The organism is Pseudomonas sp. TE6283, assembly GCF_054060555.1.
On sequence record NZ_JBSSDH010000001.1, the window covers coordinates 190,614 to 207,910 of the forward strand.

Annotated in this window: 27 protein-coding genes; 13 read left to right on the top strand and 14 right to left on the bottom strand. The window is 60.9% G+C overall.

From position 1 onward, the window contains the following. Nucleotides 1–35 precede the first annotated feature (35 nt). The 5 genes from ACVWZ5_RS00990 to ACVWZ5_RS01010 form a co-directional block, all read right to left on the bottom strand. Nucleotides 36–257 (bottom strand): hypothetical protein, encoded by a 222-nt coding sequence (locus ACVWZ5_RS00990; RefSeq protein ID WP_457340336.1) that lies wholly within the window; start codon nucleotides 255–257, stop codon nucleotides 36–38. Nucleotides 258–426: 169 nt separating this feature from the next. After that, nucleotides 427–1,188, bottom strand: a complete 762-nt coding sequence (locus ACVWZ5_RS00995; RefSeq protein WP_457340337.1) for a replication protein P — start codon at nucleotides 1,186–1,188, stop codon at nucleotides 427–429. Beyond that, on the bottom strand, nucleotides 1,185–1,940 hold the full coding sequence (locus tag ACVWZ5_RS01000; RefSeq protein ID WP_457340338.1) for a hypothetical protein: 756 nt from the start codon (nucleotides 1,938–1,940) through the stop codon (nucleotides 1,185–1,187). Before ACVWZ5_RS01000 ends, ACVWZ5_RS00995 begins: the two co-directional genes overlap by 4 nt. Beyond that, entirely contained in the window at nucleotides 1,937–2,113 is a 177-nt protein-coding gene (locus tag ACVWZ5_RS01005) for a hypothetical protein (protein ID WP_457340339.1), read from the bottom strand. Before ACVWZ5_RS01005 ends, ACVWZ5_RS01000 begins: the two co-directional genes overlap by 4 nt. After that, complete coding sequence (locus ACVWZ5_RS01010) at nucleotides 2,110–2,925, bottom strand: Rha family transcriptional regulator (protein ID WP_457340412.1); 816 nt, start codon at nucleotides 2,923–2,925, stop codon at nucleotides 2,110–2,112. The genes ACVWZ5_RS01005 and ACVWZ5_RS01010 overlap by 4 nt, the downstream gene beginning before the upstream one ends. Nucleotides 2,926–3,082: 157 nt before the next feature. Between ACVWZ5_RS01010 and ACVWZ5_RS01015 the strand changes: the two genes are divergently transcribed. Next, the gene (locus ACVWZ5_RS01015) at nucleotides 3,083–3,283 is read left to right on the top strand and encodes a hypothetical protein (RefSeq protein ID WP_457340340.1); all 201 of its coding nucleotides are present in this window, start codon (nucleotides 3,083–3,085) and stop codon (nucleotides 3,281–3,283) included. Here the strand turns inward: ACVWZ5_RS01015 and ACVWZ5_RS01020 are convergent. The 4 genes from ACVWZ5_RS01020 to ACVWZ5_RS01035 are packed head-to-tail and all read right to left on the bottom strand — an operon-like array spanning nucleotide 3,273 to nucleotide 4,135. Next, nucleotides 3,273–3,440, bottom strand: a complete 168-nt coding sequence (locus tag ACVWZ5_RS01020) for a hypothetical protein (protein ID WP_457340341.1) — start codon at nucleotides 3,438–3,440, stop codon at nucleotides 3,273–3,275. The genes ACVWZ5_RS01015 and ACVWZ5_RS01020 overlap by 11 nt on opposite strands. Nucleotides 3,441–3,458: 18 nt before the next feature. Next, entirely contained in the window at nucleotides 3,459–3,671 is a 213-nt protein-coding gene (locus ACVWZ5_RS01025) for a hypothetical protein (RefSeq protein ID WP_457340342.1), read from the bottom strand. Between the two features lie 18 nt (nucleotides 3,672–3,689). Continuing rightward, nucleotides 3,690–3,902: a hypothetical protein gene (locus ACVWZ5_RS01030; RefSeq protein ID WP_263155403.1), complete on the bottom strand. Its 213-nt coding sequence runs from the start codon at nucleotides 3,900–3,902 to the stop codon at nucleotides 3,690–3,692. Nucleotides 3,903–3,931: 29 nt separating this feature from the next. Continuing rightward, nucleotides 3,932–4,135: a Cro/CI family transcriptional regulator gene (locus ACVWZ5_RS01035; protein ID WP_457340413.1), complete on the bottom strand. Its 204-nt coding sequence runs from the start codon at nucleotides 4,133–4,135 to the stop codon at nucleotides 3,932–3,934. 105 nt (nucleotides 4,136–4,240) lie between these two features. On the opposite strand from ACVWZ5_RS01035, the gene ACVWZ5_RS01040 reads away from it, so the two are divergent. The 10 genes from ACVWZ5_RS01040 to pbpG all read left to right on the top strand — a co-directional run bounded on the left by ACVWZ5_RS01040 (nucleotide 4,241) and on the right by pbpG (nucleotide 10,845). Beyond that, nucleotides 4,241–4,918, top strand: a complete 678-nt coding sequence (locus ACVWZ5_RS01040; protein WP_457340343.1) for a hypothetical protein — start codon at nucleotides 4,241–4,243, stop codon at nucleotides 4,916–4,918. Further along, nucleotides 4,875–5,690, top strand: a complete 816-nt coding sequence (locus ACVWZ5_RS01045) for a HipA family kinase (protein WP_157966826.1) — start codon at nucleotides 4,875–4,877, stop codon at nucleotides 5,688–5,690. The genes ACVWZ5_RS01040 and ACVWZ5_RS01045 overlap by 44 nt, the downstream gene beginning before the upstream one ends. Then, a complete protein-coding gene (locus tag ACVWZ5_RS01050; RefSeq protein ID WP_457340344.1) occupies nucleotides 5,671–6,549 on the top strand; it encodes a hypothetical protein in 879 nt (292 codons plus the stop codon). The genes ACVWZ5_RS01045 and ACVWZ5_RS01050 overlap by 20 nt, the downstream gene beginning before the upstream one ends. Nucleotides 6,550–6,625: 76 nt before the next feature. Continuing rightward, nucleotides 6,626–6,865, top strand: coding sequence for a hypothetical protein (locus tag ACVWZ5_RS01055; RefSeq protein WP_457340345.1), 240 nt, complete (start codon nucleotides 6,626–6,628; stop codon nucleotides 6,863–6,865). Beyond that, nucleotides 6,862–7,161 (top strand): hypothetical protein, encoded by a 300-nt coding sequence (locus ACVWZ5_RS01060; RefSeq protein ID WP_457340346.1) that lies wholly within the window; start codon nucleotides 6,862–6,864, stop codon nucleotides 7,159–7,161. Before ACVWZ5_RS01055 ends, ACVWZ5_RS01060 begins: the two co-directional genes overlap by 4 nt. A 73-nt stretch (nucleotides 7,162–7,234) precedes the next feature. Beyond that, nucleotides 7,235–7,570: a hypothetical protein gene (locus tag ACVWZ5_RS01065; RefSeq protein WP_457340347.1), complete on the top strand. Its 336-nt coding sequence runs from the start codon at nucleotides 7,235–7,237 to the stop codon at nucleotides 7,568–7,570. A 423-nt stretch (nucleotides 7,571–7,993) separates the two neighbouring features. Next, nucleotides 7,994–8,371 (top strand): hypothetical protein, encoded by a 378-nt coding sequence (locus ACVWZ5_RS01070; RefSeq protein ID WP_457340348.1) that lies wholly within the window; start codon nucleotides 7,994–7,996, stop codon nucleotides 8,369–8,371. 37 nt (nucleotides 8,372–8,408) lie between these two features. After that, a complete protein-coding gene (locus tag ACVWZ5_RS01075; protein ID WP_232532244.1) occupies nucleotides 8,409–8,753 on the top strand; it encodes a hypothetical protein in 345 nt (114 codons plus the stop codon). Further along, the gene (locus ACVWZ5_RS01080) at nucleotides 8,654–9,787 is read left to right on the top strand and encodes a tyrosine-type recombinase/integrase (RefSeq protein ID WP_457340414.1); all 1,134 of its coding nucleotides are present in this window, start codon (nucleotides 8,654–8,656) and stop codon (nucleotides 9,785–9,787) included. The genes ACVWZ5_RS01075 and ACVWZ5_RS01080 overlap by 100 nt, the downstream gene beginning before the upstream one ends. Before the next feature lie 131 nt (nucleotides 9,788–9,918). Beyond that, a complete protein-coding gene (gene pbpG / locus ACVWZ5_RS01085) occupies nucleotides 9,919–10,845 on the top strand; it encodes a D-alanyl-D-alanine endopeptidase (RefSeq protein WP_062575714.1) in 927 nt (308 codons plus the stop codon). A gap of 53 nt (nucleotides 10,846–10,898) precedes the next feature. Here pbpG and ACVWZ5_RS01090 read toward each other — a convergent pair whose 3' ends face one another. Continuing rightward, entirely contained in the window at nucleotides 10,899–11,345 is a 447-nt protein-coding gene (locus tag ACVWZ5_RS01090; RefSeq protein ID WP_081100272.1) for a hypothetical protein, read from the bottom strand. Nucleotides 11,346–11,547: 202 nt separating this feature from the next. On the opposite strand from ACVWZ5_RS01090, the gene pvdM reads away from it, so the two are divergent. Both pvdM and pvdN read left to right on the top strand, forming a co-directional pair. Then, nucleotides 11,548–12,918, top strand: coding sequence for a pyoverdine-tailoring dipeptidase-like protein PvdM (gene pvdM, locus ACVWZ5_RS01095; RefSeq protein WP_186599868.1), 1,371 nt, complete (start codon nucleotides 11,548–11,550; stop codon nucleotides 12,916–12,918). Next, nucleotides 12,911–14,191: a pyoverdine-tailoring periplasmic protein PvdN gene (gene pvdN / locus ACVWZ5_RS01100; RefSeq protein WP_084942363.1), complete on the top strand. Its 1,281-nt coding sequence runs from the start codon at nucleotides 12,911–12,913 to the stop codon at nucleotides 14,189–14,191. Before pvdM ends, pvdN begins: the two co-directional genes overlap by 8 nt. 69 nt (nucleotides 14,192–14,260) lie before the next feature. Here the strand turns inward: pvdN and ACVWZ5_RS01105 are convergent, their stop codons facing one another. Genes ACVWZ5_RS01105 through ACVWZ5_RS01120 form a run of 4 tightly spaced genes read right to left on the bottom strand, consistent with a single transcriptional unit; the run spans nucleotide 14,261 to nucleotide 17,296 of the window. Beyond that, nucleotides 14,261–14,638, bottom strand: a complete 378-nt coding sequence (locus ACVWZ5_RS01105) for a response regulator (protein ID WP_028689406.1) — start codon at nucleotides 14,636–14,638, stop codon at nucleotides 14,261–14,263. 44 nt (nucleotides 14,639–14,682) lie between these two features. Beyond that, nucleotides 14,683–15,909: a hybrid sensor histidine kinase/response regulator gene (locus ACVWZ5_RS01110; RefSeq protein WP_062573800.1), complete on the bottom strand. Its 1,227-nt coding sequence runs from the start codon at nucleotides 15,907–15,909 to the stop codon at nucleotides 14,683–14,685. Next, nucleotides 15,903–16,478 (bottom strand): chemotaxis protein CheB, encoded by a 576-nt coding sequence (locus ACVWZ5_RS01115; protein WP_028689404.1) that lies wholly within the window; start codon nucleotides 16,476–16,478, stop codon nucleotides 15,903–15,905. The genes ACVWZ5_RS01110 and ACVWZ5_RS01115 overlap by 7 nt, the downstream gene beginning before the upstream one ends. Further along, nucleotides 16,475–17,296, bottom strand: coding sequence for a CheR family methyltransferase (locus ACVWZ5_RS01120; protein WP_062573799.1), 822 nt, complete (start codon nucleotides 17,294–17,296; stop codon nucleotides 16,475–16,477). The genes ACVWZ5_RS01115 and ACVWZ5_RS01120 overlap by 4 nt, the downstream gene beginning before the upstream one ends. Nucleotide 17,297 lies beyond the last annotated feature (1 nt).

The window sequence follows — 17,297 nt, forward strand, 5'->3', positions numbered from 1 at the left end:
CAGCGGAACGGGCAGCCTGAGACATCATGTTGAGGTCAGGCATTGGCCACCTCCTGCAGTTGCTTCTCTGCGGCGCGCACCCGAGCTGTGAGTTGGCTGATCTCGTCCAGCAGGCCCAGTGCGACCTCCTCCACCGTCGTCTCGCCGAGGAACTCGTCCAGGGCATCCGTGTGGCGCTCGAGGGCATCACTGCCAGCGCGCCAGGAGGCGACTACCGACCACAGCAGGGGCTGGAGCTTTTGCTTGTCGATGGTCATGCGCGGCCTCCTTGCAAGCGAATGGTTAACTCAGCCATCCATCCCTCTTGATCAACACTTTTCGGATTTATAAAATCTCGCTCAACGGCCTCAAGCCCGCGGAAACCTTGCGGAAAAGTGTCATCGCGGGTGAGAGGCCGATCAGTTTTCCCGCTCAAGCTTTCACTCTTCACACCCCCTCCCCGGCCGGCTGCCCGGCGCGTTTGATGTTCAACTTGGCCAGCAGGCTGGCGCGACACTGAGCGGCGCTGGTTGGGATCTGCTGGATTTCCAGCAGGCGAACCTGCTTCTGGGCGGCGTACTCGTCCGCCAGCTGAGCGGCGCTCTTCTGGCTGTCGTGGCCGATGCCGGTGGCGATGTCGCCCAGTGGCTCGCTGGCGACCAGCATCCGGATCGTGATGTCGTAGGCCCGGGCGAACACCTTCTCGGCCCGCTCCACCTCCATCGATCCTAGGTTCTGCGCCTCGCACTGCAGGGCAGCGTGGCGCACCGCTACGTGCGACCAGGTGCGGGAACCTGCCCTGCTGGGGTGGAAGTTCTCCAGCGCCTCTGCCAGGGCCTGCGCAAGAGGCGGAATGCCCATCTCTTCCGGAGTCGGCTGGCACAGCTTGATGAACTTGCCGCTGCTCGGAGCAAAGTCGGTACCCAGCACCCGACACTTCTGTATGCCGAAGCGGATCTGCTCGAGCGTGTTGATGCCTGCGGCGACAAAGGACTTGATCCAGCTGCGCTTGGCAGCCTTAAGGGCCTCGTCATCCGGCCAGGCCTGCTTCCACGCTGGGAAGATGGCCTGCAGCTCCTTGAACAGGGCGTTGACGACTTCGGTGGTGCCGGGGTCGAGCTGCTTGGTCGGGGCCTGTACCTCGGCCGGCACGTTCTTGGTCACCGCCATGATCTGCGTGACGCTTCGCAGTTTCGGTTGTGCGCTCATAGATCCCCCAGGTCATCAGCCCAGCTGGTGTCGTTGAAGTTAGGGCCGCTGGCCGGGCGGCGGCATGCGAATGGGGTGGCGCCTGCCGGTTGTGGAAGTTCGTCTTCCCAGCGCTTGCCGTTCAGCCAAGTGGCGGCGTGCGGGATGTACTGGCCGTTGTTCTTGGTCCAGTCGGTCGACACGGTCCAGGCAGCCAAGGAGGCGGCCATCAGGTCGAACAGGTGAGCGGAGACCTTGATCTTCGCCCAGGCCTTCTTGGCGTCGGCCTTGCCAACCTTGCGCGGGTAGATCTTCCAGAAGCGTTCGAAGTCCACCAGCTCGCTTTGGCGAGCGTCGGTACTTGCTCCCTTCCGTCCTTGCTTACCTTCAATACTTACTAGTGTCGGATTTGCCGGATACGGCTGAGCCGGAAGCGGTTCAACCGGATACGGCAAAGCCGGAAGCGGTGTTTCCGAGACGAAGTAGTGGGTTTCGCCCAGCAAACCGGACTCGCCACGGTCTTGGCGGCGCTCGACGTAGCCGGCGGCGATCAGCTCTTGCAGCAGGCCGTACACGCCGTCACGCCCAGTCGGTTTCGAGGATTTAGCAGTCTCGTTGCGCAGGTGGGTAACGGACACGGCCCAGTGATCTGGCTTGCCCAGCAGGAATACCAGCAAGCCACGGGCAGCCCAGCTCAGGCGCCCGTCCTCGCTGATTGACTTGTTGAGCATGTAGAAATTGGCTTCGGGACGAGGCGCGCGGATGATGCTCATAGCAGCACCAGCAGGCCAAGCCCAGCCAATGTGGTGATCACCGAATCAGCTTCTTCCCAAACGGGATGATCCTTGCCCAGCTCTTCGAGCTCCTGATCGCACCGGTCTTCATGATCCCGGCGCACATCCCAGATCGCCTCAGCGACCTCTTCCCTCATCTCGTCGTAGGTCATGCTGCACCCCGCACGGCCTTGTCGTGGGTATGCAGGCCGTCCCAGTTTTTCTTCATGGGCAGCTCGCCGGCCAGGTACAGCTCGTACAGGCGCACGGCTCCCTTGCGCAGGAGGATCGGCGTGTAGCTGATGAACGCCTCTTTCCCGTGCGGGGTGATCTCCTGCTGATGCTCGGTCATGTACTTGTCGCGGGCATAGGCAGCCACGCGGTACCGGGTACCGGACTTGCTCTCGTTGTAGAGCCAGTTGCGGCGCTCGAGGAAGTGGCCCACCTGCATAACATTGACCCCATTGAGGCCCTTGCAGAACTGGACATGGCTCATGCCTTCCTTGAACAGGTTCTCAAGGTGGTCGATCTTCTTGGCCTGGGCCTGGACCTCGACAGTGAGCAGCAAACGCGCCTTCTCGGAGGCCTCCCTCTGCTCGACCTGGTCGGCCCATGCGCGCGCGGCGGCAGCTGGATTGGTGAAATCTGGCAGTGTGGCGACCACCTGCCCCTCCAGCTCCTGCCAGCGGTCGACCAGCGCCGCGGTAAATTCCGGGCACAGCTGGGCGACAACTACGAAGCTGTCGCGCTTGTTGACCAGATAAACCTCGACAGGCCGGGAGCCTGGGCCTTGATGAGAGGTTTCCACCAACGGTGAAAAGCTCACAATGGCCTTTTCCTGAAGGCGCTCCATGGCTCGCTTCACGCTATCATGTCTGGAACCTACCAGTTCGGCGATCTCTCTGGAGGACATCCGCGCCACAGAATCGCGCCCGTCGTTTTGTGGCGCGACCATTTGCAGGGCCTGTACACTTGGGGTCTGCATATGCATAATTCCCTTCACAAGTTGTGTATTGCAGAGAGCCGGGCCGCGAACCCGGCTTTTTTGTCTCTGCGATTTGGTGTTGCGGTGCTGCATTGGGTGTCCGGCACTTCCGTGGTAGCTTTTTGCTTCCACACAACAAGGTCCAAGGAGACCGGACATGGCTGAAGTAGTTGATTTGAACCGTACTGCCGCCACAGCAGCCCTTCAGGTGGTGATAGAGCTCATTCGAGCAGGACAACTGAAATCTGGAATCGCAGGCCGAGAAGCTGATTCCATAATCGCCACCCATCAGAAGCTCACTGAGCACTTTGAGCAGGTCAAAGGAATGCCTGTGGGAAGCAGCTCTCTCACTCGATAGCATTCTTCTGATGCAGCTTCTCGAAAGCTGCCCTGACGGCTGCTGCGCTCTGTTCTGCAACAGCCGCCAGAGAATCCATGCTTGTCTTCGGAAGCACTGCAATGAGCACTTCCTTCAAGGCTTCAATCTCTGCTTTGCTCGGTTCTCTCGCGCTCATGCCCTTCTCCTGCTCTACTTAGGCCCTTTCGAGGCCCTTTTTGTGATCTACCAGCGACAGCAGTGGGGCTGTATGCCGCATCTGCTTCAGCTGGGCCTGCACCGCCAGTGATCGACCTGCTTCCAGGTACTGGCTGGCGGCGTACTCGAGGCTCCATCCAAGCTCGGCACTCAACTGCCGAACCTCTTCCTGAGCCCCCTTCTCCAGCAAATCGAAGGTGCTTTCAGGCATAGGCCCTCCATAAGGCCTTTAAGCCGTCTTATCCTGCTTGCCGTAGCCGTGGATTTCGCGGATCAGCTCAGCTGCGCCCAGGCGCCTGGCGATCATCGAGAGCTCATGAACGTAGGTAGCCAACTGCATCCCGGCCGCGCGGGCTTCCATTCGAAGCATGCGAACGTCCTCCGGCTTGTAGCGGGACTTCACTACTTCGCTGCGTTTGTGGGCGGGGTTGTCATAGGCCATACGGGTACTGCTCCTTGCGTTGAAATGGGTTATGCGGCGCTTCTTTTCGCGGACTGGACCGGAAACGGACGCAATTCTTCTGCTGTGAAGGCGCCATCAGGGCCTTCATTCACGAAAATCAATCTGCCAACTCGAAGGGCTTTGTTCAGGGCTCCCTGAGTCATGCCAAGCAGGCATGCCGCTCGGGTCTGCCCCTGCTCGTCTGCGAATTGGCTGAGAGGTATGCGGCGCATGTGATCGCCCTCAGGTTGTGTTCGGGTCAAGATTATATCCAAGGGATATTTTTATCAAGCCCATTGGAAATAGCAAAGTATTTCCAATGGCAATAGGATTGCGGAATGACGAGATCGAGCACTGACCGGCGAGAGCTGGAAGACTGGGAAAAAGCCGAGTGCGCCGCCCTTAAAGAGGCGCTTAGGGTTCATAACGCCTCTTTGCCGAAGGATATGAGGCTCACCCAGGACAAACTGGCCGCAGAGCTAGGAATGACCCAGGGGAACCTGAACGGTCATCTGAACGGAAAGAGACCGCTCAATAAGGAAATGGCCGCAAAAATCTACTCCCTAACTGGAATACCGGTTGGGAGGTACAGCAAGAGACTGGATGCAGAGATCAAAGCGATAGCCTCAACGATGTACCCAGAAGGCTTGCCGAGAGAGCCAGAAACTACATCGCGATGGGTTTCGCATGCGGACGAGCTGCTTCTAGAGGTCACGGCTGCCATTTCTGTGATAGCTGCTCAGGCTTCGGCAAAAAGCCTGACTCGGAGGCAGGTTGAGACCCTAATCAAGCTTCGCAATGAAATCATTCACATGAATGGCATTGAGCCTGGAACGAGCTTTTCAGGCCATATCGCAGGCCTTATCGGGGCAGCCTTCAAGGCTGCAGAAAGCGGGGACAGCCCTGATGACCTCCTCTCCATGGTTAAGCATGGAGAAACCAAAGAAAATCTGAAGGAACAGGGCAGCAAAAATGTCCATGCTCGAAACAAAAAAACGGGTTCCAAGCCAGATTGATCTAGGGCTGTTCCTAACAGGTAAGCGTGTATCGGACCCATCGGTCTGCGGGCAGCATCCCCTTTTCTATGGCACCGTCCAGGTAAAAGGTCGCGAACGATTCAACGCCTACGTGAAGATGCTCCCAGCAAAGCTGATTTACGCAGAGGTGCTGAGCTCGCTCTTAGGGCAATCGTTGGGGCTTCCGATCCCCGTAACGATTCCCGTATATGCACGCGGCCAGACGGTCGGTACCGCATCTGACTACGAGCTCTGCGTAGCGAGTCTGGACTGCGGCGCGGCACCTATCTCTCGCATCGCCAGGCTAGATGATGTTAATGACCTGCTTAACAAGTGGGCTCACGTGCGTATGGCTATCGTGTTCGATGAGTTGATCGCCAACGGGGACCGCAACCTTCGCAACATTCTCATGGGCGCCGATGGAAAAATTTGGCTAATTGACCACGAGGAAGCGCTACGTCACCCGATTGTTCGAGCGCATGAAAAGGTCCAGAATTACCTTCTTGCTCGCTTATCCGAAGACTTGGGCAATTTCGAGCTTCGCAGGACCGAGCAGCGCCTGAAAGAGGAGGCCCTTTGCCTCTCTGAGATCGACTACCATGCTCATGGCAGCGGGTCTCTCCCAGGCCCATGCAAGGTCACTGAAGCTCACGTTACCGAAGTAATGCAGTTCCTACAGGACCGACTCAGCCATATGCCTGCGCTGCTAGAAAGCGGCCTAGGACTCCGCCAAGTTCACATAGATCTATCCAATGAACGTCCACGTGCCTGATTTTGAGGGAGTCCCGGAATTCCCATCCTGCGAAGCCCAGTGGGCTCCAGTCTATCTCGAGCCCGTCGTCGAATCCGGCGAACGACTGACCATAGGAATTGTGGCTGCGGCAAACGGTCAAGTTGCTGGCGAGCTGACCATCACTGATAAAGCGCTTCAATGCCTCTACGGTGACTCCGCTCCTGGGATGAAGGCTATGATGAGCCTCGCGCTTACCAAGGCTATGCGCCATGCAAAACGCGGATTCATCAAGGGCCAAACCTCAGGCATTCACGGAGTGATATTTGGTGATGCTCGTGAAGGGATTGGCTACGACCTACAGGACGTCATCTCTCAAGGATCCGATCTGTGCTCAAGCCTCAGTCATATTCATGCGGAGGGAGGAAAATCTAGCCATGATCGCTCTTCCTATTGGAAGCGCGTCTGCAAAGCAATGGAACGGGTTGACGCCGGCTTGACCCCTTATTTCAATGCCATGGTTGACGTGACGATTCGCGGAGCATCCCTTTCTCTTCAGTGCGACTACTTCTCTTCAAGGGTAGCGGTGAACGTTTGTAGCATTTCTCCCAACTATCGCCTTGGGTCTCTATTCGAAACCGCCACAGCGAAGGTTTTCAGGCTTGAACAGCTCAAGGACCATGATGCCCTTATACGGCATGAGCATCGTGCTGCAATGATGCTGGTGGTTCCTTATGAATCAAGCATTGAGTCATCGAGGCCGACTACCAGGAAAAGCTACAACGAACGAATTCTGCAGCTCCAAGACATGGCTGAGAAGAAGGGTTTTGACCTGCTCACGGTTCACAGCGCATTCGACGGTGCGAAAGAAATCCAGAGGCTGGAGCGCGCCGTAGCTTAGCCCTCACGGAATTCCCCCCCCAAGATGAGCCCGCCTAGCGCGGGCTTTTTCATGCCCAAAGAAATTTTTATATCCAATGGAGTTGACCATGGTATATCCCATGGATATATTTATCTCCGTCGTGCACGACCAGAAGCGCGGCGCGACCTGCTGGGTGCTGTACGGCAGCTATGGCAGCCGGCAAGCGATCTTCTGCATCCCCGACAGCCAGCTGCAGGCCGGCAACGAGCGCCAGCTCTCCCCGCACGAAACCCAACCAGAACCTACACCTGCTGCCGCGCCGGCGGCCTGGAATGATGAGAGGTATCAGCTGTGACGAAAGCAGAAAAGATGCGCGAGCAGTTCGAGGCTCAATTTGTCGAGGAGTACGTCAGGGTTCTCGGTGAAGGCTCGCGCGAACTCGCAGCCCATACCCTGGCTGCAAATCCGCCGCTGGTGAGCATGTCCTGGTGGGCCTGGCAGGCCTCTCGCGAGGCTGTGGTGGTGGAGCTGCCCGACGCAATTGCTGGCGCCCGCCGCTACCAACATGCTGAATCCGCATTTGCCCACAAGGAAGGCATCGATGAGTGTCGTGCGTCCATCGAGGCCCAGGGCCTGAAGGTGGCGCCATGACCTGCACCTGCCCATCCGGCGACGGCTCACTGCGCTGGCCGTGCCCGGTTCATCCGCCAGAGGAGGTCAAGCCATGACCGAACAAAGCACCAAGGAATTCTACTCCGTGGATCAAGCCTCTCAGCATGCTGCTGAATGGTGCAACCGCAATCCCGCATGGCGCCGGATCTGCGATATCCCGGATATCTCCGTGTTCGAAAAAACCTACGATGAGATCCCAAAGCGCGAGCGCGCCTACTGGGAAAAGAACGGCGGAGAAGAATGCTGGCGTGAATTCGGCGCCGGAGGAACCAAGGTGCCTACCGGATTCATCTCTGGAAAGGGCGAGTTCTTCAACCACGTCCTGAAAGTGCCACTCCATCACAACATGATGATGGTGTACCGCGTCGGCAAGAGGTGGAAGCCATGATCGCCCTCGCCTACATGGCCTATCTGATCTATCGGGCACCGCGATGAGGAAGGTAACCCGCACAGTTGCCGATCCTTCCGCAGAGTGGGGCTTCCGCATAGTCCCGGCAACCTACGAGGAGGCCGAGAAAATCACCGGGTTCCGCCTGGACAGTCGCCACAACTACTCCATCAGCAGAGAAGGCGAGGTCGAGGTGCTTGGGGTGTGCTCGATGGAGTGCTCAGGCTGCAGCTGCGACTGCTCGAGTTGTAGCTATGGCTACAACGCCCACCAGCCGGCCGGCTGCCGAGAATGCGGATACACCGGCCGTGTCCGGATGCATTTCGGCTATCCACCGTCCCCTCCCAAGCGCAAGCAAGCAGCATAACCCCTCCCCCAACTACTCAAGCCCGCCGACATGCGCGGGCATGGAGAGCTACTGCCATGACGAAACACAAGCACACGCCAGGCCCCTGGGAAGTCCTGAACGAAACCGAAGTCTTCACCGGCCTGGGCGCCGACAGCGGAGACGGCGTGAAGGCGCTGCCCTCCGATGGCTGGATGATCGCCGATTGTGGCGATGCTATGACATTCACCGAGGTTGGGCTTGTCGAGCTCAGCATGGATCTGCGCAGGGCGAATGCCCGGCTGATCGCCCAGGCACCGAACCTTCTGGTTGATCTGGTTGAGGCTGCCGCCCAGCTGCGCAAGTACGAAACCCTGCACCGCGCCAAGGGCACCGCTGACAGCCTGGCCAAGGCCGAGGTCAACGCCGAACTGGCCTCGCGCTTTGAGCGGGCCATCGCCGCGGCAACGGCCTGACCACCAACCTGCCGCCACCGGCGGCGTGGAGACCAACATGCAAGACGAAGAACGCCAGCCGGTGGCCTATGTATCCGACAAGGTCCCAGAGGAAAAAATGGCCGAACTGATCGGGACGACCAAGCGGGCCTTGGAAGGAAAGCGAAGCCGCGGCGTGATCCCTGAGGGGGTTTGGAAGAAGATCGACGGCCGGATTTTTTACAGCATCAGGAGATACGAAGCGTGGCTGGAAGGAAGCTGGGGCTACCCACTGGAGTCGAGCTCATCGGCAAGTCAATTCGGATCCGTTTTACTTGGAACGGTGAGCGTCGATCCGAAACGCTCGCATATCCCCAAACCGCCAAAGGGATCAAGGCGGCAGCCGATCTACGCACTCAAGTAGTCAGCCTGGCCAAGCACGGCGTGCTAGACGAAAAAAGGTACGCCGAACTGTTCCCGGCCTCCAGCTACACAGCGCCAGCCAACGAACTGATGTTTGGCGAATACGCGCAAAGCTGGCTGAACAGCCTGGAGGTGGTGCACGACACCCGAGTCAACTACAAAGGACTGATGAACAACTACTGGATGCCCCATCTGGCGACACTGCCGATCAAGGCGGTAACGCCGATGGTGCTGAGGGAGGTGGTCGCGAAGACCGAATGGAAGAGCTCGACAGTCAAACGCGCCGCCATCACCCGGGTTAAAGCGATGTTTCGCGCAGCAGTGTATGACGAGGTGGTGGATAGGAACCCGGCGGCATCAATCCAACTGCCGCAGAAGAACAAGAAGCAGGTCGACCCTTTCACTGTTGAAGAGGCGGAGGAGCTGATCAGTTGGATGTACAAGAACTTTTCACGTTGCAACCAGGTGTTCGCAGCCTTCTATGAGTTCGCCTTCTATACCGGCATGCGCACCGGCGAGATCATGGCGCTGCGCTGGGACGAGATCGATTTCGAGAAGAAGACGGCCCACGTCTGCCGGATCGTTGTAGAGAACCAGGTCGTGGAGCGGACGAAGACCAAGTACACCCGAACAATCATGCTCAACAGTCGCGCCCTGGCAGCTCTCGGGCGAGCAAAACACATAGCCGACTCCAGGAAGCGCAACGGCAGACGGGTCTCAGCTGAATCTCCATTCGTCTTCCAGCCGGCTGGAAGATCGCCCCACATGAAAGGCCCAAGCACGCCTGGCGGGCACTTCAACGAAGCGATCGAAGCGACCTCGATCCGAGCGAGGCCACAGTACAACTGCAGGCACACATATGCCACGATGTGCCTCATGTCAGGAATGAACCCGGCCTTCATCGCCGGACAGCTTGGACACTCCGTCCAGGTCCTACTCACCACCTACGCGAAGTGGCTAAATTCAGCGAACGATTGGTCCGAGCTGGCCAAGCTTGAGGCAGCGGTAATTGGTACAGAATTGGTACAGGATTAAATTTCGTTCACGTTGCGCCCTTTAGATATAAGGCATTCGACAGCCGCTGAGCCATACTCCAGAATGCAACGGTTTTTTGGGGGAAAACCCTTGCACAGCCAACGACATACCAACATTTAGTGAGCCTCAACGTGAAAACTTCCCTGTCCATCCTCAGCCTGCTGCTGTTGCTCACAGGAACCGCGACCCTACCGTCGACCGCTGCTGCACAACCCCCGGCCCAGGTCCAGCGCGACCCAAGCAAGCTGCACCTGGCCTCCGGCAGCGCCCTGTTGATCGACCTCAACACCAACAAGGAGCTGTACGCCAGCCACGCCGATCGCGTGCGCCCCATCGCCTCGGTCACCAAGCTGATGACCGCGATGGTCGTGCTCGACGCCAAGCTGCCCATGGACGAAATGCTCAGCATGACCATCGCCAACAACCCGGAGATGAAGGGCGTGTACTCGCGGGTGCGCCTTGGCAGTGAGCTGAACCGTCGCGAGACGTTGCTGATCACCTTGATGTCGTCGGAAAACCGTGCGGCCAATACCCTGGCCAACCACTACCCCGGCGGCTATGGCGCGTTTATCAAGGCGATGAACGCCAAGGCCCGCAGCCTGGGCATGAGCCACACCCGCTACGTCGAGCCGACCGGCCTGTCGACCCTGAACGTGTCCACTGCCCACGACCTGGCCAAGCTGCTGATGGCCTCGCGCAAGTACCCGATGCTCAGCGAGCTGTCGACCACCCGCGAGAAGACCGTGGCGTTCCGCAAGCCTAACTACACCCTGGGTTTCCGTAACACCGACCACCTGGTGAACAAGAGCAACTGGGACATCGCCCTGACCAAGACCGGGTTCACCAACGAGGCAGGGCATTGCCTGGTGCTGCTGACGAAGATGGACAACCGCCCGGTGGCCATGGTGATTCTCGACGCCTACGGCAAGTACACCCACTTCGCCGACGCCAGCCGCATGCGCCAGTGGCTGGAGACTGGCGCGGCCAAGCCGGCGCCGGCAGTGGCCATGCAGTACAAGAGCGAGCGGCAGAACCGCGCCCGCGTGGCGGTGGACTGAAGACCTGACCAAGGGGCTGCGAGGCAGCCCCCCTGTAGCATTGACCCTACGCCTCAGGCGCGGGTGTCGACCGAGCCGCCGGCGCTGGTGCCCCCGGCCTGGCGCAGCGCTTCGAGCAATTGAGCGGTAGCCGCCATGATCAGTCCGGTGAGGGTGGCGATACTGGCCTGCTTGGCCGTGACCGCCGCCATCTTGGACGGGTCACGCCTGGCTTGTTCCATCAACTGGGCCAGTTGTTTCTGCTCTTCGGCCAGCTGCTTCTGCAGGCGCTTGATCTGTTCGCGCTGCTCCTTGATGGCCGGATCTTCATTACTTTCCAGGCTGCTTTCGATCTCTGCGGCCTTGGTCTCGTGCTTGAATGTGTCGCCCTTGAACACCAGGCCGCCCCGCTCGTCGATCGAGGGTGTGCCGGGCGAGGCGCTCGAGTTGGCCGATGCGCCCGCAGATGTGGCGCCAGCAACGCTCGGGATGTTGAGATTGGCCGCGGTTATTCCAACCATTTCTTACCTTCCTTGAGGTGGATTCTTACATGGCAGTTATCGGCCAGGCCTCCTCGTTCTTGAATCATCAATCAGTGAAAGCAGGCCTGTCCTGCGGTGCTCCCTTCTCGAAGTAAATTTGCCCACCACTCGTTCGTCCACCTGATACCCAGGCCCTGCCCCGCCGGCAGACCGACCCGATCAGCCCCGCAACGAGATGGCAATGACCAAGACCCGTTCCCGCAAAGCCCTGTACATCGGCCTGCCCCTGGCCCTGGTGGCCGCCCTGGGCGCAGCCGCCGGCTACTACTTCTGGAAGCAGGACAGCGGCTATCCCCGTGCGATCGTGCAGCAAGCCAACGCCCTGCACGAACATATGCTTTCCTTCGACAGCCATGTCACCGTGCCGCTGGGCTACGGCAGCGACGGCTACGAGGCCGACAAGGACGGTCGTGGCCAGTTCGACCTGGCCAAAGCGGCCAAGGGTCGGCTGTCGGGCGCGGCGCTGACCATCTTCGGCTGGCCCGAGCTGTGGAACGGCCCGAACGCGCCGCACCGCCCGACCCCGGGCTTCGTCGACGAGGCCCGCAACCAGCAGGAAGTGCGCTACAAGATCATCAGCGGAATCGTGCGCGACTTCCCCAATCAGGTCGGCATCGCCTACACCCCCGACGACTTCCGCCGCCTGAACGGCGAAGGCAAGTTCGCCATCTTCATCAGCATGCTCAACGCCTACCCGCTAGGCAGCGACCTGTCTCAGCTCGACCTGTGGAGCAAGCGCGGCATGCGCATGTTCGGCTTCAGCTACACCGGCAACAACGCCTGGGCCGACTCATCGCGCCCGCTACCGTTCTTCAACGACACCCCCGACGCCCTCGGCGGCTTGTCACCCCTGGGCGAACAGGCGGTCAAGCGGCTCAACGACCTGGGCGTGATCATCGACGTCTCGCAGATGTCCACCCTGGCCCTGGAAGATGTGGCCCGCCTGAGCCGCGCGCCGTTCGTCGCCTCGCACTCGGCACCGCGGGCGCTGGTGGACATCCCGCGCAACCTCTCCGACAAGGAGATGCAGCTGATCAAGGACAGCGGCGGCGTGCTGCAAGTCGTGGCCTTCACCACCTACCTCAAGCCGCTGAGCAAGCCGACCTTGGAAAAACTCGAGGCCCTGCGCGCACGCTTCGACCTGCAACCGCTGCAAGGCCTGACCAACGCACTGATGCCAGGCGACCCGATCATTGCCATCTGGCCCGAGGCGCGCTTCGGCGAATATGCCAGCAGCCTCTACGCCATCGTCGACGAGGAGCCCCGCGCCGGCCTCAAGGAATACGTCGACGCCATCGACTACGCCGTGAAGAAGATGGGCATCGACCATGTCGGCATCAGCTCCGACTTCAACGATGGCGGCGGCGTCACAGGCTTCATGAATGTCGGCGAGATCCGCAACGTGACCGCCGAGCTGCTGACCCGCGGCTACTCCGAAACCGATATCGCCAAGCTCTGGGCGGGCAACTTCCTGCGTGTGTGGGGGCAGGTGCAAAAAGCCGCCAACCCGGTGGCCCTGCTTGACAACAACCGGGAAGCCCGCCATGACTGACCGGCGCGCCTTCCTCAAGCAGGCCGCCGCCCTGGCGGCCAGCCTGCCCTTGCTGCCCAGCGCCCTGGCCGCCAATCCGACGTCACCGACACTGCAAGGCCCGGACAAATGGCGCCAACTGCGCCAACTGTTCCCCCTGGCGCCCGATGTCGCGCACTTCGCCAACTTCCTGATCACCGCCCACCCGCATCCGGTGCAGGAGGCGATCGACCGCCACCGCGCCGCCCTGGACCGCAACCCGGCCCTGTGCATGGACTGGGAAAGCCAGTACGAATGGAAACGCGAGGATGAGGTCCGTGAATGGGCAGGCCGCTACCTGGAGGTGCGCCCGCGCCAGATCGCCCTGACCGGCAGCACCACCGAGGGCCTCGGCATGATCTACGGCGGCCTGCACGTGGCGCCGCACCAGGAGATCCTCACCACCGAGCACGAGCACTACTCGACCCACAACTGCCTGGCGTTTCGCCAGCGCCAGCACGGCACCCAGGTGCGCAAGCTGCGCCTGTTCGACAAGCCCGGCGAAGTTTCCACCGACCGCGTACTGAGCCTGATCGACCGCAGCATCCGCCCCGAGACTCGGGTGCTGGGCATGACCTGGGTACATTCGGGCAGCGGCGTCAAGCTGCCGGTGGGCGCCATCGGCGAGCTGGTACGCCAGCACAACCGCAACCGCGACGAGGCCGAGCGCATCCTCTACGTGGTCGATGGTGTACATGGTTTCGGCGTGGAGAACGTGTGCTTTGCCGACTTCAACTGCGACTGGTTCATCGCCGGCACCCACAAGTGGATGTTCGGCCCGCGGGGCACGGGGATCATCTGTGCAGCCTCGGAGCAGATGCAGCACCTGACGCCGACCTTCGCCACCTTCTCGCGCAACGAAGACTTCGGCACCATCATGACGCCGGGCGGCTATCACGCCTTCGAGCACCGCTGGGCGCTGGGCGAGGCCTTCAAGCTGCACCTGGCACTTGGCAAGGCCGATGTCCAGGCGCGCATCCACCAGCTCAACGACTACCTCAAGACACGCCTGGCCGAGCACCGCGCCATCGAGCTGGTGACCCCGGCCAGCCGCGAGTTCTCCGCCGGGTTCACCTTCTTCCGTATCAAGGACCGCGACCCCGACGCGGTGGCGGCTTATCTCAACGCCAACAAGGTCATGGTCGATGCCGTGGACCGCGATGTCGGACCGGTAATCCGCTTTGCGCCGAGCCTGCTCAATGACGAGCAGCAGGTCGACCGGGCCATGGCGCTGTTGCGCACGCAGGTTGGTTGAGACACCACTCGTCGTAATCGGGCCGCTCTGCGGCCCTTTCGCCGGCAACGCCGATGCCAAGTGCCTGGCCTAGCGCAACAACGCCTGAATCTGCTCGTGCAAGGTATCAAGGTCGAACGGTTTGGCCAGGATCGGTGCCTGGCGCGCGATCGGGCTGCCCGACTCGGCGATCTCCGCCGGGTAGCCACTGATGAAGATCACCTTCAGGTCCGGGCGCAGCTTCACCGCAGGCTCGGCGATCTCGACCCCGGAAATCCCGCCTGGCAAGCGGAAGTCGGTAACCATCAGGTCCAGGTGCGGCTTGCTCGCCAGGATCGCGAACGCTTCCTCACCGTCCTCGGCCACCAGCACGTGGTAGCCCTCGCCGGCCAGGTAATCGCGCAGGATCATGCGGATCGCCGGCTCATCCTCGACCACCAGTACCACATCTTGTGCATCTTCACTCATGACAACGCCTTCAAATTCAACAGGTTGGCCATCAGACCCCAGCGCTACGCAGAGGTTGCGCGGGCGGGGTCACAATGTTGCGACTGTGCCGACAGCGGCAGATGCACGGTGAAGGTCGAGCCGACACCGGCCTGACTGTCGACCTGGATCCGCCCGCCATGGGCCAGGACGATCTGCTCGGAGATGTACAGGCCCAGGCCCAGACCGCCCGTGGCCTGCTGCGCGGCGACGCGCTCGAACTGCTGGAAGATCCGCTGCAGGTGCTGGGCATCGATGCCGATGCCATGGTCCTGCACCTGCACACAGGCCATGTCGGCTTCTTCGAACACCCGCACCTGTACCGGTTTGCGATCACCATAGCGCAAGGCATTGGACAACAGGTTGGCCACCACTTGTTCAATCCGAAACTCGTCCCACTCGCCCCGCAGGGCGTCACAGCGCTGCAGTTCGAGGGGGGTGTCCACCGCACCAGCCTGGGCGGCGAAGTTCTCCACCAGCCCCCGTACAAGCTGACCGAGGTCGAAGGTCCGGGGGCGGATCGACAGCTTGCCGGTACGGATCCGCGAGACATCGAGCATGTCCTCGACCAGGCGGATCAGGCTGTTGATCTGGCGCTCGTCGCGCTCGACCATGGCCTTGAGCTTGTCCTCACTGAACGCCGCCAGGTTGCCACGGGACAAGTGCAGGCGGCGCAGCTGGGTTTCCAGGATCAAGCCGTTGAGCGGCGTGCGCACCTCGTGGGAGACGATCGACATGAAGTCATCACGCATGCGCACCGCGCGCTCAAGCTCGCCACGCGCCAACTGCAGCTGGGCCAGCAGCAGCTCCTGCTCCTGGCGGCTCTGCTCCAGGGCCTGCAACTGGCGATCCAGGGCCTTGCGCTGGCGGAACAGGTCGACGAACACCGATACCTTGCTCTTCACCGCCAGGGGTTCCAGCGGTTTGTGCAGGAAGTCCACGGCGCCGCTCTCGTAACCCTTGAAGGCATAGTTCATCTCGCGCCCGGCAGCGCTGACGAAGACGATGGGGATATTGCGGGTCTTTTCCGTGCCGCGCATCAGTTCGGCCAGCTCGAAGCCATTCATGCCCGGCATCTGCACATCGAGAATGGCCAGGGCGAATTCGTGTTCGAGCAGCAGCGACAAGGCCTGCTCGGCGGACTGCGCCTGGTGCACCTCGCGGTCCTCGCCCTGGATCAGGGCGTCGAGGGCCAGCAGGTTCTCCGGCAGGTCGTCGACGATCAGCAGTTTCGCGGTAATGTGGCTTAGCATGCGCTGGATTCCAGGGTAGCGAGCAGCTGCCCGATACCGCCAAGGGAAAGAATATGGTCGGGGTCGTGCAGGGCCAGTGCGGCCTCCGGCATCAACGCGACCTGTGCGTCGCGGGGGTCCTGGACAACCGTCCGGCCTCCGCTTTGTCTGATGTGCAACAGTCCGCGGGCGCCGTCTTCGTTGGCCCCGGTCAACAGCACGCCAAGCAGGCCCGTGCCATAGGCATCGGCGGCCGACTCGAAAAGAAAATCGATCGCCGGACGCGAAAAATGCACTGGCGCTTCCTGGCTGAGCGAGAAACTGAAGTCGCGCTCGACCGACAAGTGATAACCCGGTCCCGCCACGTAGATCTGGCCCGGTTCAATCCGCGCCTTGTCGAGGGCTTCGTGCACCGGCCGCTGCAGACGCCGCTGCAGCACCTCGGCGAGCTGGCTGTGGCGGTCGTCCGGCAGGTGCAACACGCACAGCACCGGAATGGCGAAATCCGCCGGCAACGCGCCGAGCACGCTGAACAGCGCCGTGACGCCGCCCGCCGAGGCGCCGATGACGATTGCGCGCACGCCGTTCATGTCTTGCGGTAGATCCGTTCGGGCCGCACCAGCGGCTCGAAGCCATCACTGTAGGCCGAGAAGTCCACCGACTCCTTGCTCCCCAGCACCAGGAAGCCGCGGTGGCACAGCGACTCGTGGAACAGGCCCAGGGCACGGTCCTGCAGGCCCTTGTTGAAGTAGATCAGCACGTTGCGGCACGACACCAGCTGGGTTTCGGAGAACACGCTGTCGGTGGCCAGGCTGTGATCGGCGAAGGTCACATTGTCACGCAGGCTGGAGTCCATGATGGCGTTGCCGTAGGCGGCGGTGTAGTACTCGGAGAAATCCCGTCGGCCACCGGCCTTGCGGTAGTTATCCTCGTACTCGTTCATGACCTGCATCGAGTAGATGCCCTGCTTGGCACGCTCCAGCGAGTGCGGATTGATGTCGGTGGCGTAGAGGATGGTGCGTTCCAGCAGGCCCTCCTCACGCAGCAGGATAGCCATTGAGTACACTTCCTCGCCGGTACTGCAGCCGGCGATCCAGATCTTCAGCGACGGCCAGGTGCGCAGCAATGGCACCACTTCGTTGCGCAGGGCGAGGAAATGCCCGGGGTCGCGGAACATCTCGCTGACAGGGATCGTCAGGTACTGCAAAAGCTCGAGGAACATGCCCGGATCGTGCAGCACCCGCTCCTGCAGCGCCGACACCGTGCGGCAGTCGAACTGGCGCACGGCGTGGAGGATCCGGCGCTTGATCGAAGCGCCGGAATAATCGCGGAAATCGTAGCTGTACTTGAGGTAGATCGCCTCGATCAGCAGCCGGATCTCGATATCGGTGTTGCGTTCACTGGTCAAG

Excerpts from the sequence above, each read along its gene's own strand:
- ACVWZ5_RS00990 (WP_457340336.1), bottom strand. The coding sequence starts at position 257 with ATGACCATCGACAAGCAAAAGCTCCAGCCCCTGCTGTGGTCGGTAGTC.
- ACVWZ5_RS00995 (WP_457340337.1), bottom strand. The coding sequence starts at position 1,188 with ATGAGCGCACAACCGAAACTGCGAAGCGTCACGCAGATCATGGCGGTG.
- ACVWZ5_RS01000 (WP_457340338.1), bottom strand. The coding sequence starts at position 1,940 with ATGAGCATCATCCGCGCGCCTCGTCCCGAAGCCAATTTCTACATGCTC.
- ACVWZ5_RS01005 (WP_457340339.1), bottom strand. The coding sequence starts at position 2,113 with ATGACCTACGACGAGATGAGGGAAGAGGTCGCTGAGGCGATCTGGGAT.
- ACVWZ5_RS01010 (WP_457340412.1), bottom strand. The coding sequence starts at position 2,925 with ATGCAGACCCCAAGTGTACAGGCCCTGCAAATGGTCGCGCCACAAAAC.
- ACVWZ5_RS01015 (WP_457340340.1), top strand. The coding sequence starts at position 3,083 with ATGGCTGAAGTAGTTGATTTGAACCGTACTGCCGCCACAGCAGCCCTT.
- ACVWZ5_RS01020 (WP_457340341.1), bottom strand. The coding sequence starts at position 3,440 with ATGAGCGCGAGAGAACCGAGCAAAGCAGAGATTGAAGCCTTGAAGGAA.
- ACVWZ5_RS01025 (WP_457340342.1), bottom strand. The coding sequence starts at position 3,671 with ATGCCTGAAAGCACCTTCGATTTGCTGGAGAAGGGGGCTCAGGAAGAG.
- ACVWZ5_RS01030 (WP_263155403.1), bottom strand. The coding sequence starts at position 3,902 with ATGGCCTATGACAACCCCGCCCACAAACGCAGCGAAGTAGTGAAGTCC.
- ACVWZ5_RS01035 (WP_457340413.1), bottom strand. The coding sequence starts at position 4,135 with ATGCGCCGCATACCTCTCAGCCAATTCGCAGACGAGCAGGGGCAGACC.
- ACVWZ5_RS01040 (WP_457340343.1), top strand. The coding sequence starts at position 4,241 with ATGACGAGATCGAGCACTGACCGGCGAGAGCTGGAAGACTGGGAAAAA.
- ACVWZ5_RS01045 (WP_157966826.1), top strand. The coding sequence starts at position 4,875 with ATGTCCATGCTCGAAACAAAAAAACGGGTTCCAAGCCAGATTGATCTA.
- ACVWZ5_RS01050 (WP_457340344.1), top strand. The coding sequence starts at position 5,671 with ATGAACGTCCACGTGCCTGATTTTGAGGGAGTCCCGGAATTCCCATCC.
- ACVWZ5_RS01055 (WP_457340345.1), top strand. The coding sequence starts at position 6,626 with ATGGAGTTGACCATGGTATATCCCATGGATATATTTATCTCCGTCGTG.
- ACVWZ5_RS01065 (WP_457340347.1), top strand. The coding sequence starts at position 7,235 with ATGACCGAACAAAGCACCAAGGAATTCTACTCCGTGGATCAAGCCTCT.
- ACVWZ5_RS01070 (WP_457340348.1), top strand. The coding sequence starts at position 7,994 with ATGACGAAACACAAGCACACGCCAGGCCCCTGGGAAGTCCTGAACGAA.
- ACVWZ5_RS01075 (WP_232532244.1), top strand. The coding sequence starts at position 8,409 with ATGCAAGACGAAGAACGCCAGCCGGTGGCCTATGTATCCGACAAGGTC.
- ACVWZ5_RS01090 (WP_081100272.1), bottom strand. The coding sequence starts at position 11,345 with ATGGTTGGAATAACCGCGGCCAATCTCAACATCCCGAGCGTTGCTGGC.
- pvdM (WP_186599868.1), top strand. The coding sequence starts at position 11,548 with ATGACCAAGACCCGTTCCCGCAAAGCCCTGTACATCGGCCTGCCCCTG.
- pvdN (WP_084942363.1), top strand. The coding sequence starts at position 12,911 with ATGACTGACCGGCGCGCCTTCCTCAAGCAGGCCGCCGCCCTGGCGGCC.
- ACVWZ5_RS01105 (WP_028689406.1), bottom strand. The coding sequence starts at position 14,638 with ATGAGTGAAGATGCACAAGATGTGGTACTGGTGGTCGAGGATGAGCCG.
- ACVWZ5_RS01110 (WP_062573800.1), bottom strand. The coding sequence starts at position 15,909 with ATGCTAAGCCACATTACCGCGAAACTGCTGATCGTCGACGACCTGCCG.
- ACVWZ5_RS01115 (WP_028689404.1), bottom strand. The coding sequence starts at position 16,478 with ATGAACGGCGTGCGCGCAATCGTCATCGGCGCCTCGGCGGGCGGCGTC.